10 protein-coding genes and 1 pseudogene are annotated in these 12,811 nt (G+C 39.9%); 6 read left to right on the forward strand and 5 right to left on the reverse strand.

Annotated features, from left to right (window positions below; translation table 11 throughout):
- Positions 1-129: 129 nt before the first annotated feature.
- Together AC1TPC_RS16735 and AC1TPC_RS16740 are read left to right on the forward strand one after the other, a co-directional pair.
- Positions 130-993 carry a DNA-primase RepB domain-containing protein gene (locus AC1TPC_RS16735; RefSeq protein WP_482067960.1) on the forward strand — a complete coding sequence of 288 codons (864 nt, stop codon included), beginning with the start codon at positions 130-132 and terminating at the stop codon, positions 991-993.
- 165 nt (positions 994-1,158) lie between these two features.
- Positions 1,159-1,788, forward strand: coding sequence for a YfbR-like 5'-deoxynucleotidase (locus AC1TPC_RS16740; protein ID WP_482067961.1), 630 nt, complete (start codon positions 1,159-1,161; stop codon positions 1,786-1,788).
- A gap of 214 nt (positions 1,789-2,002) precedes the next feature.
- Here the strand turns inward: AC1TPC_RS16740 and AC1TPC_RS16745 are convergent, their stop codons facing one another.
- The gene (locus AC1TPC_RS16745; RefSeq protein ID WP_482067962.1) at positions 2,003-3,712 is read right to left on the reverse strand and encodes an SWIM zinc finger family protein; all 1,710 of its coding nucleotides are present in this window, start codon (positions 3,710-3,712) and stop codon (positions 2,003-2,005) included.
- A 248-nt stretch (positions 3,713-3,960) separates the two neighbouring features.
- Positions 3,961-8,169 (reverse strand): S-layer homology domain-containing protein, encoded by a 4,209-nt coding sequence (locus AC1TPC_RS16750; protein ID WP_482067963.1) that lies wholly within the window; start codon positions 8,167-8,169, stop codon positions 3,961-3,963.
- A 237-nt stretch (positions 8,170-8,406) separates the two neighbouring features.
- Here AC1TPC_RS16750 and AC1TPC_RS16755 point away from each other — a divergent pair, with 237 nt between their 5' ends.
- A complete protein-coding gene (locus AC1TPC_RS16755; RefSeq protein ID WP_482067964.1) occupies positions 8,407-8,802 on the forward strand; it encodes a VOC family protein in 396 nt (131 codons plus the stop codon).
- Between the two features lie 166 nt (positions 8,803-8,968).
- Here the strand turns inward: AC1TPC_RS16755 and AC1TPC_RS16760 are convergent, their stop codons facing one another.
- The gene (locus AC1TPC_RS16760; RefSeq protein WP_482067965.1) at positions 8,969-9,253 is read right to left on the reverse strand and encodes a type II toxin-antitoxin system death-on-curing family toxin; all 285 of its coding nucleotides are present in this window, start codon (positions 9,251-9,253) and stop codon (positions 8,969-8,971) included.
- A gap of 279 nt (positions 9,254-9,532) precedes the next feature.
- Here AC1TPC_RS16760 and AC1TPC_RS16765 point away from each other — a divergent pair, with 279 nt between their 5' ends.
- The 3 genes and pseudogenes from AC1TPC_RS16765 to AC1TPC_RS16775 all read left to right on the forward strand — a co-directional run.
- Entirely contained in the window at positions 9,533-9,790 is a 258-nt protein-coding gene (locus AC1TPC_RS16765) for a DDE-type integrase/transposase/recombinase (RefSeq protein WP_482067966.1), read from the forward strand.
- Entirely contained in the window at positions 9,744-9,995 is a 252-nt protein-coding gene (locus AC1TPC_RS16770; RefSeq protein ID WP_482068012.1) for an IS3 family transposase, read from the forward strand. Before AC1TPC_RS16765 ends, AC1TPC_RS16770 begins: the two co-directional genes overlap by 47 nt.
- Positions 9,996-10,691: 696 nt before the next feature.
- Positions 10,692-10,910: pseudogene (locus AC1TPC_RS16775) on the forward strand (group II intron reverse transcriptase/maturase); the annotation flags it as partial.
- A gap of 258 nt (positions 10,911-11,168) precedes the next feature.
- On the opposite strand, the gene AC1TPC_RS16780 reads toward AC1TPC_RS16775, so the two are convergent.
- Both AC1TPC_RS16780 and AC1TPC_RS16785 read right to left on the reverse strand, forming a co-directional pair.
- A complete protein-coding gene (locus tag AC1TPC_RS16780; protein ID WP_482067967.1) occupies positions 11,169-11,933 on the reverse strand; it encodes a CPBP family glutamic-type intramembrane protease in 765 nt (254 codons plus the stop codon).
- 29 nt (positions 11,934-11,962) lie between these two features.
- Positions 11,963-12,625, reverse strand: coding sequence for a TetR/AcrR family transcriptional regulator (locus tag AC1TPC_RS16785; protein ID WP_482068013.1), 663 nt, complete (start codon positions 12,623-12,625; stop codon positions 11,963-11,965).
- Between the last annotated feature and the right edge of the window lie 186 nt (positions 12,626-12,811).

Below are 12,811 nucleotides of genomic sequence, written 5' to 3' on the forward strand. Positions count from 1 at the left end.
TATATGTTTGATTAACATATCTCATGTTGAAAAATGGGTACTGCGATACACACTTGTGACATCTCGCCCGAATATGATTGTTTAGAAAAGAATGAAGGGTGACACATGCTTTAAAGGAGATGTGGTTCAGTGGCACAACGTTTAAGTTCAGTGAAATATACCAGAAATTTGCGAAAATACGCCGGTCACGCACGCCATTTCATCAAAAAACTAGGCTGTCAGCAGAACGAGCAATTGCATTTTATTTTAGTCCATGACCCTAAAAACAAAAAACGGAGCTTCAGCAATTCTTCTAATCACCCCGCGATGACGCTGCATAAACCTCTAAATCTACTTGAAAAGCTCACGCCAAAAATTACACTCTTTTCCAAGAGAAATAAACGCATACATGTACTCAGACATAATATTAGAGGTTATGCCGTATTTATGGAGATCAATTACCGGGAAACAAAGGCTAGTGACTTCAAAAAAATCCGAGCTCAGTTCATCGACGTCGATCTAAACAAGATTTCTTTGCGTTTACCATCAAGAGAACAAGTCAAGCAAGCGATTAAATCCATTCAATCCGACCCTGCAGAGCAGCTTCAATCCATTACAGTCAAAAAAAATAAACAAGGTCAATACCATCTTTTAGCTTTGCGAACCAAGCAGCGAGTAACAAAATTGAAGATTGCATTTATAAAAAAATACGGAAGCCAAATTAAGGATACGATGATAATCGAAACTAAAAACGGATATCATATCTATTGGGTTCTTCAAGGCGGATCCGTAAGCAAATTCGTTCCTATTCAAAAAGCTTTAGCCCAAAAATTCAGTTCAGATCCTATGATAACCAATCTATCAAGAGTGATGCGTGTACCTGGCTTTTACCATATGAAAAATCCTGAAAGCCCCTATATGGTTAGGGTCAGACAATTAGGCAGGAACCAACCTTTTACCCAAGAGGAAATTATTCAATCACTGTCATTAGAGCCCTTAATTGAATCAAGCTAATCATAGCGGCTAGCCTGTCTTAGCTAGTAAAAACCTCGGCCATGCGGTCGGGGTTTATATTTTCATATATTACCTATTTTAAATTAATCGTCCATTAACAAATAATCATTATACTTACTGTAATTCAACAATTTATACGTTAAATATGGAAAGGAATTACATGCTATGGGAATTCATACTTATTTTCAATCTCTAAACGATCTCGAACGTATTATTCGCTGCCCAGGTAAGTTTAAGTTTGAAGAGCACAGCGTAGCGGCTCATTCTTGGAAGGTTGTACAATACGCCAAAACGTTGGCAGATATTGAGGAACGCAACGGCGTCACGATCGATTGGAAGAAGCTCTATGAGATTACGAGCAGCCATGACTATGGTGAAATATTTATCGGGGATATTAAAACGCCCGTTAAGCACTACTCGCTGGAACTGCGCGGCATGCTGCAGCAGGTAGAGGAAGGCATGATTACGCTTTTTATAGAGGAGAATATTCCAGAGGAGCTCAAGCCTATTTTTTTCAAACAGCTGCGCGAGGGCAAGGACGATTCTGTCGAAGGTCTCATTCTTGAAGTGGCCGATAAGCTTGATCAGGTGTACGAGGCGCTTACTGAATTGCAAAGAGGCAACAGAGAGAAGGAATTTGTCATTATGTACCGCGAAGCGCTTGTCAAAATCAAAAAGATTAAGCTGCATTGCGTAGATTATTTTCTAAAGCATATTTTACCCGACATCGTTCATGAAAGCTCCAATTGTCCGATTGATATTAAAAAAATTACCAACGAAGCTTTGGAGCTTTAACCTTAACTACGATTTAAAACCTCGTCATCATACCACATGTTTTGTATACGATTAAACATGAATTGCTGCATTGCAGCACCCTCTTTGTTACACTTCCATGCTTCAATGAATTCAACTAACTTTCCCGTCTTCTTTTCGTGACACGTTCCTAAAGATCGATTAGATCTTAGGAATGTGTCAAGACTCAAATTAATGTTTGATGCCGCCCGAAGCTTTAAATAAGTTTAATTTTTTGCAGCTCGTCCATAAGAGCAGGCCTATTCCGGTAAGTGAGACATAGCTGTTCAATGATCTTTATTGCATGGACTCCCCCACCTGCCTTAATGAGATGACGAATAGTTCCACATACTTTCCGATACTCATTTCGATTCGATGAGCGAGCAGCTTCCTCGGATATCACTTGTGTAAACAGAAGAAAAACATCTTCTGCATGTTCGCCGACAAGATGAGGGTAGAAGTCCTCTAAGGTTCGTTTGTGCTTTTGAACATATTTCAGCAGTCTCAGCGTCTCCTTTTCTTCAATAAGCACTTTGGTGTATAAGGAAGCTGCGTTCCATTTCCTATCGCAATTCGTTTCTAACTTGTCTAAAAACCCCTCGTATGCCGCTTCCCATTCATCCTTGCTAAATAATTCCTTTAATCTCAAGTAATAATTATAATCGCCAGCTGCTGCGAATTCCTCTGCCAGTAGTATTTGATGCTCCACTTGATGAGTAAGCTCATAAACTTCGTAGCGGCACTTTTTCCATTTATCAACAAGGCCAGGATAACCTTTAGCCGCATCTATCTGTTCTCCTTGCTCGGCTAGCTCCAGTGCTTTGTCGAATTGAAGATTCTTTATCGCATCTTCAATTGCCATTTTGCGAAAAGCCGTAATGTCGAGATGCTCCTGTAAAAACGTCAAAGCTTGGCTTTCGCCTTCAAGCTTTTGAATAACATGATACCGTAGCTTTGCTGCTTCCTCAGTAAAAAAGGAACTGTATGATGATGTATTACGTTCATTACTTTCCAATCCGTCTAACAAATTATTCCACAAATCCTTTTCCGCAGCATTATTAATTAAATAAGAGGCACTTCCCATCAGAGACAATTGCCACTCATTCCACCCCACTAAGCTTGGATGAAGCACCTCTTTTAGAAGCAGTTGAAAAAGGATTGGTTTATCCTTGAAGGAGCTATCTTCTAATTGGCTTACTGTACTATCTATACCGTTCAAGCATTCCTGAATGAGACCTCCGACATATCCGTCAGAATCATCACACCTCTGCAATAAATCACCCATCTCGTGCATAATGCAAAAACTAATTTCAACGGCACGAAGATGATTTCCTTTATTTAATGCTTCCTCTGCTTTCTCCATTACTTTTTCAGCACCAGCAATAGCATAGGGAACATTACGATATGCAACAAAGCCATGACGGTCAGCGTTTTGCTTAATAGAGGAACGAATCACTTTTTTAAATTGGTTTAGACCCTCTTTTTTGTCGACATCAATAAACTTCAAAGTAAGCGCTTGCTCTACTTCTTTGATTTCATTGTGAAATTGGACAAGCAGCGTGATCAACTCGCTCTTACTGAGCTTAGACAAATGGTCAGCTATATTCTTTTTTGAAACAGACTTGTTTTTAGGGGCAGACGGAGCCTTCTCTATGCTGGAAAGCTCATCTCTGATTTCCAAAAGAACAGCTGCTGTATGCTTACATATTGGACCTTTATCGTAAGGACATTCGCACAATGTATAAACCACTTCACCATGTGAACCAAGCTGAATTTCCACATCGTAAAGCTCACTACCCTCAACTTCAGCATGATAAACCCGTGGCTCGATTTCATTAATGGAAAGGATTTGACCGTTTTCTCGAACGGCTTTCCCACGCTCAAGAATAATCGGATCTATACGATCCTCAATCTGATTCAGCTTCATTCCGTTGCCCTGCTTTCTGGAATTAATTATATAATTCTATTTTATCCAGTCGAACAAGACAAGCAATAGCCGAATCTTAGATAAATAGACCATTCGATACTGTGTTAGTAAAGTAACTATTATTATTCGTTTACATTCCGTTATTCACATTAAATAAGCAAAAAAGAGCACCTAATACGATGCTCTTTCTCATGAGTTTGGTAGAGGCTAACTGTGGTATGGCAAATCCACAATTCACCTCCATTTTACTACGCGTTGGTAAGCTTCAATACCTTCATCAATTGGTACAATAAAAGGGCACTCTCTTGACGTTGCGTGTTCTTACCAGTCTGGAAATGGAATGGACTGTTTGTCAGCAATATTCCATTATCCAAGGCAGCAGTATAATATGGTTTTGCCCAATCTGGCAATTTGTCGGGATACTCTGTCGAAGAGGTCTTTTTTATTACTACATTCGCTTCGCTATATTTCAGTGCATTCACCAACATAACAATCATTTCTTGATGCGTAATTTCTTGTTTCGGGCGGAAAGTACCGTCGGTATAGCCATTAATCAAACCAGCGTCGACGGCTGCATTAATCTGAGGTGCATACCAAACTTCTTTCGTAATATCTTTAAAACTTTTAGAAGCCTGCACCTTAGGCAAAATACCTAAAGCCCGATTGAGCATGGCAGCAAATTCAGCACGCGTGACAACCGATTTTGCCTTGAAACTTCCGTCAGGATAGCCATTAATAACCATCCTGTTTGCTAACGCTAAGATACTGTCTTTATATGGATTACTGTTATCCAAATCATTAAATTCAACATGATTTTGAACAACGGTATATACGGAATTCCCCTTACGCTTTAATGTTACCTGCAGGATCCCATCCTTCCACTCCCACGTGGTCGGAACCGGGACGTATGTTTGAGTAATCGGATCATAAGTTAAGCCTGCATAAACGGCATCTGCTTTGTTTGTTGATTTGAAATTCATCGTATGACCAACATATTCAGAGAAATTTGATAGAACGATATCCTGACCGCTTCCTGTCAACTTAACCTCAAATTCCACAGGAACTCCCAACGGAACATTGGTAGTGCTATTGAGTTGAGCACTCAATTTAGTCTTGTAGTCGCTTGCCGCTTGGGTAATCGTAATGACTACCTTCTGTTCCGAACCACTAACTCGTGAACCTGACGAGGACAAGGAATTCACCGAAAGCTGAAGCTTGCCAGATGTTGATTCAAAAATAAGTATTGCATCCTTCGAGTTATTATTAATACTTGATATTGTATTTGAATCTATCTGGAATTGACTGTTTTGAGTTGCATTTTTTTCATCAGCCTTAATAATAATTATTGGATTTTTCTTAAAGTCGGAATCGCTAATTGCATTTGAAATAAATACCGATGACACATCTGTCATAGACGAATAAGTTCCATCTGTGTTTTCTTTGGTTGTGGTCACTATCTTGGAATCTTCAGCATTTGGGCCTCCAGCACTGCCGCCTGGTGTTCCTCCACCTCCGCCGCCTGGTGTTCCTCCACCTCCGCCGTCTGGTGTTCCTGCACCGCCGCCGCCTGGTGTTCCTCCACCTCCGCCGCCTGGTGTTCCTCCACCTCCGCCGCCTGGTGTTCCTCCACCTCCGCCGCCTGGTGTTCCTCCACCTCCGCCGCCTGGTGTTCCTCCACCGCTGCCTCTGTCATCCGTAATTGGAGGAATAACAACTAAAGTACCCGTGCTTTCCATTCTATTACTTGTTTCTCGTGTAAGGAAAATTTTATTGCCTGGAAATCCAATATCACTGATGGTAATCGTAATTGTGCTCTGATTCGGTTTAACGATCCCGCCCCCTTTGATGAAGGCTTGATTCTCGTTGTAAACACGTATTATATCTCCAGCTACAAGGTTATTCACAATGATCTTATCCGCTTGAACCATGAATTTTTGTACGGAAATGGATGATGCCGGGATAGCAGGAGTCCGTTTATCTTCGAATAGTATTCTGCTAAAGAATGGCGATGTGAAATCATCATTTTCCATGAAAACGCCGATTCCAAAAGCTTTCTCCGGCACATCCATCTCTGGAATAGTAACGGAATACGTTCCTTTCCCACCATTCACAACGGCTATCTCATCTCCAATCGCACTATGTGCATCTATAAAATACAAGTAATAACGGACATCGGGTATTTCATTTGTTCCCGGTTTCCATGTCACCGAACCCGAAAATTTGTTTATGTCCAAATTCGTATCTGTCGCTGAATAGTCTACAGGCAGATATTTCGGTGCATCATAAATCGGAACCGATAGATGAACGTCCAGCGTACGTTCGCTGCCGTAAGTGTCATAACGAATGACCGGATACAACCCAATACTGACTGCTCCTTCGGGCAGGGTCGAATTTGATATTTCATAAACAAAGAGCGAATCTGTCGATAACTCTGTCTTCTTATATATTCCAACTTGCATAAGTTTATTGCCTAACCGATCAAGATAGTACGCGGCATATCCCTTAATCCCATCCTGATCGACCGGTGGTTCAATGGACAAATACCCGTCAATCATACCGGAGGTCAAATCTTCATCCACGAAAACAGCATTAGCAGGCAGGTGAGTCTCATTCATGACTGTTTGCATCTCTTCAAAGTTTTTAAATTTATATAAACGGTTATCAGTTGATATGAAAATGGTATGATCTGCATCAACATAGGCATCTTTGATACTCACTAAAGATTCGTATGTTTTTGTAAAACTATCTCTGTCGTAGACGGCACTATTACTGAACACGAGACTCCCGCGCGCATAAATAATCCTTTCTGGATAAGTCCCATATAGTATAGAAGGTTGGTTCGCATCGAACCTAAGATTGCCATAGTATAGATAGTTTTCATCAAGAAACATATTGGAATAGTAATATCCATTTGCTTTGTTGTTTCTTTCAAGCAAACTAAAATTTTGACTATTGTATCTATAGAGGTTGGAACCATCTCCACCATAGAGAATCTCTTGATCCGGATTCAATACATAGTTGTCTGGACTATAGATTCCTGTGCTCTTTTCATTATAAACCGCATCCGTAACAGAGGTATAGACAGCCGATGTCACGCTAATACCTCCACCAGATCTCCCGCCATTGTACAATATCCGATTGTTCTTATCGGGAAAGACATTAAGCGGGTAGTTCTTCGTGGTGATTTGGGCAGTGGCCGCTTCTGATGGCATCCCGTTTTCCAAATCTATAACATTAATGTGGTTCTCGCCTTTAAAGATGACATAAACCTTGTTATTAAAAATTTTTATCTCTCTCGGATTAGAACCGATGAACATCTTCTTAACTTCACTCATATCGTCCTTACGAATAACAACAAGTTCGTTGGTGCTTGCCACAATGGCATAGATGTAAGGAGAATTGTCCGTGGTCGTCCAATCCGTTATCGGTTGATCGCTTCTAATAGAATAAGAATTAGTGTTTAAGTTAACGGTAGTCTTTTGCGGTATCGTAAGATCGATTCGAGTGATCTTATTTAATTGATCATACCAATTCTCAATGCCTGCAAGATACGCATGTCCGTTCGAATCGAGCAATGCAAACCTTTTGTTAGAAGGGAATTGAACCAACGGAGTATAAGTAACTTTATCGTATACACCTTGAGTGGTAAGAACATAGGAATCCGTTACATCCAATATTACAGCTTCGAGGTAAGTATAGTAGCCATTCGTTCTAGTATAGGTGCCTGTGGTTTCTGCCAGATTATCTTTATTGAACTGATGTCCGCCAAAATATACGGATTGATCATCTATAAATATATGTTTGAGCGATAAAGAAGGCCCTCCAATCTGCATATCGTCATCAATGTCTTTACTTAGCTCTGCTCCGGTCTCAACGTCTATAGCCGTTATTCCGGCATAAGAAGACAAATTACCGACATAGAGTGTATTGGATAACTCATCAACCGCAAGAGCTACATTATCAAACCAAAAACCAATTTTTAATTCGCTGCTCTTTCGAGTAGCCTTGTCATATTTGTAAACCTTCCTGTCACTTGTCCCGTAGAAAAGATATTTGGAAGAGGCAGCCACCGAGGTAGGTACTGCATTTGTAATAATCGTGTCCGATATGTTTTGAGTTGAGAGGTCAACCGTCTTTATCATAGTCGCTCCTGAAAGCGCAATCTGCAGAGACTGCCCATCCTTTGCAAGATAATACGGGTTAGAACCAACATTCAGCGTTTTTTCGATCTTAAAATCGCTAAGTCGAATAAAATAAAGATTATTTGACGAGCTAGAGATTGCATAAATATAACCCGCATCTTCGTCCAGCAGCCAGTCTGTCAAATCATTCGGGAGAGGGAGCTCAAGAGATTCCGTTGCTGAATCTGCGCTGGCAATTGGGGCCACAACCCCCAATGAGTTAAACATCAATAGTAATAGTAATAATAAAGTTAATTTTTTTCTCCCTGTTTTCATGAACTGTTTCCCTTCTATTTTTTAGTATACCTACCAAATTAATGATACTATAATGTCCCAATATTTTCTATGGCATTCACACTAAAAAACTACTATTTAATTCATGGTGCAAAATAAATTTCCATCTCATGAGCGTTCCACAGAATAAAAATTTTCAATAATTTTATTTATATAGAGGTAGGAAAGGGGAACATAATTAAAGAAAGAATTAAGAAAGACAAATCAAAGGAGGAAGTCATGGGAAGATTAGTTCATTTCGAGATTCATGTAGATGACATGGAGCGTGCCAAGAAGTTTTATGGAGAGGTATTTGGATGGACATTTGAGGATTGGAGCAGTTATGCTGGAATGCCCTACTTTGGAGCTGTGACTGGAGAAGCTACTGAGCTTGGAATCAACGGAGCTTTAATGCAGCGTCAATGCGCCTCCCCAGAACCAGGCCAAGCTATGAATGGTTATGCATGCACAATGGGAGTAGAAGATTACGATTCTACTGAAGCAAAAATTGTTAGCCTTGGAGGCAAGCTCGCATTGCCAAAGTATGCACTGCCTGGGATGGCGTGGCAAGGGTATTATATTGATACAGAAGGAAATACATTTGGAATTCATCAGCCAGATGAGAACGCAAAATAGTCGTTTGCCTTCTCCTCATATATATACAACAGCCCGACCTCACGCGGTCGAGCTGTTGTCATCTGTCTACAGAATATTCTTTCAAAATATGTGCAGCAGTCTCCAACGAATGCATGCCTTTTGCAATATCCACGATAAACTCCACTGCATATTTACGTTCCATTCTTCAATGTTTTCCATCTAACATAAGGAATGATTTTGTAACTAGATAGGCCGTCCGTTTATTACCGTTGTGGAAGCAATGATTTTTCACCAGAGATTCCTGTAGAGCCGCAGCTTTACAAAATATATTGGGATAAGCATCATCTCCAAAAACACTTTGCTCAGTTCTATGTACGGCAGATTCCAGCAGGCCATGATTCTTCACACCCGCTTGCTCTGCGTCGTTCATTCTTTTCATCATAAAATAGTGGGCTGAAATAACCTCTTCTTTGGTTAGGAAGATTGGCATATCATCGGTCCCTTAAATCCTCAAGGATGCCTTCATCTCCTTCAAACACATCAAAGAACGCTTCTAGAACTTCTGGTCTAACATTATCGGGTAGCTTGCGATAGCCGTACGCAGCGCCTTCTCCTGCTAAGAATTCCATGACACATTCAAAAAAGTATGGCGACTTATGAAAGAATGTGACATCCAGTCTGTCATTCGCAAGAAACGAAATTATTCCAGCTACACACCTTCAGTCGTTTATCCTAATCGATTAAAGCGCCAATTTCATGCGATAGGTCAATGCAGAAGATGGTCACCGATATTACGTATATCTCGTATGGCCCACGTTTTTATTACCTGTCAGTCATTCAGGATCTGTTTAACAATGAGATCGTAGCATGGCAATTATCCGGTCGGAATGACGTCAAACTTGTTCTAGATACGGTGGATCAATGGACCAAGAAAAGAGACGTATCAGGCGCCGTGCTCCATTCGGATCAATGCTTCCAGTATACGTCTCAAGCGTACAAACCAACGATTAAAAGCGTTCAACGTTAAAGGCAGCCTCTCTCGCAAAGCAACCTGCCTGGAAAACGCATGCATCGAATCCTTCTTTTCGCATCTCAAAACAGAGAAGTTGTATCACTATCAGTTTAAATCAGAACCGGAGATTCATCAAGCGATTGAAGAGTACATCTATTTTTATAATTATCAACGCATGCAAGCCAAACTTACCTGTAGTATTTTCACCGGCAACCCCTAACCTTCTTGTCTTCCACACTATCGCATGTGATACGGGATCAACGTCTGAGCCAGCCTAACCAAGGTTGAACAAGTAGGGGATGAACAGAATAGCTCTCGGGATCCAAGTCCACGGGCAGGATAATTCAACGATTTCGAGAATATGTCAAGTATGGAATTATTTTGCGAAGCTCGGAAATAAGACGTTAGATGAAAGTGCGAAGAAAAAAAGGAAAACCAAAATTTAAAGGAGGGCTAATTAGTGAATAAAAGACCAGTACTTATAACAATTATTTCGATTATATTAATTGCTCTATCCGCAATTACCGCTTTCTCCCACACATTAAGAATATTCTACGACATGGAATTAAAGATAATAATCTTCCCATCTTCAAATATAATTAAAATAATTATTATGTATTTAAGTTCACTTGTATTATTACTAAGTGGAATAGTTATGTTAAAAGGGAAGAGTTGGGGGAGAATAATAATAATAATTTGGTGTCTTTTCACATTAGTAATTTATGCTGACTTTATTCTACCAAGAATCGTATATATAGTAATTCTATCGATAGCTTTGTTTAATAAGAGTGCAAATAATTATTTCAATAAAGAGAATAGAAATCTAACCATTTAGTATAGTTGAAATATTGAAGGAGAAGCTTTATCGCTGAGCTACTCCTTCTTTTTAGTGCGCCCAGCATGAACATTATCTCAAAAAGGGAGCCACGGCGCAGATGGCATGTCGGTAAAAGACTTACGCAGACACATCGTGCAAAACTGGCAAACGATTCGAGAAAAAATCGAAAGCGGAACCTATGAACCAAGTCCAGTACGAAGGGTCAAAATCTCGAAACCGAGCGGTGGAACTCAATTCTTAGGCATACCCACCTTGACAGACCGTCTCATCCAGCAAGCGATTACGCAAGTATTAACGTCTTGATGCGGCATCGATTAGTTTAAAACAATATTATGACCGTGAAGGAGCCGCCATCTTTTGCTCACTCCGAATACATTATCTCCAAACATTCATTGGACTTACGATATGGACGGGAAACTAAAGCTTATTGGTGTATGAAAATATTCAATATTTAAAGGGGAGACCCCTGAAGATCACGCCACACATGGCGTAGTCACAGTTTTGATGTCACCAAAGCAAACGCCCCGCTCCATGAACCATTTGATTGTACATCGACTAAACATTAAGCGATATTATAAAGACACCCATAACAGACATGAGATCCATTATATAGTGAACGATCATGAAAGGAACCAGTCGTTTTAATTTCAAATACAAGCCCCCTACCACAAATGCCAAAGGAATCATGCAACCAACATGCCAAATCATAAATTTCATATCAATAGTTACAGGTAGCGTAAAATGCTGAAACGCTAAAAAGAATGCTGAAAGGGTTAACGCAGTAACCCTTGAATTCAACTTGACTTCCAACCGAGGCAAACAATATCCCATATAAGTAGGTAATTCAACCAAAGCGTTTGTTATTGGCCATACCAGTAAACCAATTATTGCTGCCCAGATAGGAAGTGGTTGTGCCATTGCCTCATTGGGGACTGCAACCCCATACATGAGATAAGAAACGCCATAAATTCCGCCAAACCCGAATACAATCCCAACAAACAAAATGATAATAGATGACCTAACATCTTGTTTAATCTTTTTTCTATCAAAATGAATGAGATCTCGGTAGCTTATCCCCTCTTTGGCCACGAGCCAACGTAGTATTATGAAGCAAATCATATTGGCAATAATTGCTGATATAGGCCACCAAACAGCGGATGCAGCCAACGATAATCCAAAAACAATTATAAAAAGCCCCTGGACAACAGCAAACAATATAGTTCTGCTTGCAAGCATCCATAGAGGCCAATAGGAAGATATAGTATTTATTTGAAATCGTAAAGCAATGTTTTGCAGGTTATTTAGCTCTAACTTCTCCATATTAATCTCTCCTAATTAGGTGATACGGATTATTGATCCGCCGTTATGGCATTAACGAAAAAGATAATATGGTTATTTAACTTCTGTTCGACCTTATCCGTACTCTTATCTTCAAATTTTAATAGATTATACTCCTTAATTAATTCAAAAACACAATACTGATATTCTATAGCCAACATCCTCGGGTTTTGCGGTCTTATTTTCTTCAGTGCTATCATCTTAGAAAATACAATCTCCAGACAATCAATCGTCCTATTAACAATATGCTCATAATATATTTCTCTCGCCGTGAGATCGCAAAACATTTCAATGTAGATGATCCGCCAAATTCTCCGCATGGTTATATTATCAATATGTGCTTTGAAGTTAGCCAGGCCTTGTTCCAGAAATAAGATTGGACTCATTACCGCAGCAATTTCATCCAGCTTATCCTGCGGAGGTAAGATCTTGGCAATTTCTTTGCGAAAATTAAAAAAGATCGTTGCTAAAATCTCGTCCTTATTTTGAAAGTGCTTGTACAACGAACTCTCCTTTATGCCAACCTCCTTGGTGATTTGTCGAATCGATACTCCTCTGTACCCTCTTTGAGAAAATAAGTGAATCGCAATATTAATGATTTCATTCTTAGTAGCATTCTTTATCGGCGTCGAATCAAGATTCAGATAGGTTATGTTTACTTGATTAGTAATGATAACTAATCCTCCTTATTCACAAGATAGCTAACGTTCGTTATCCAAATGATACCTTGATACCTGTTGCCCGTCAAACAGATAACACAAAGCAAAAAAGACACCTAGCACGGTGTCTTTTCCGCAAATCTAATGCTCCCTCCGCTATTTCCATTACTTTTTCTGCATTCTCATGTTAGCCGCTAAGTC

This window comes from Paenibacillus sp. Y280, assembly GCF_056786335.1.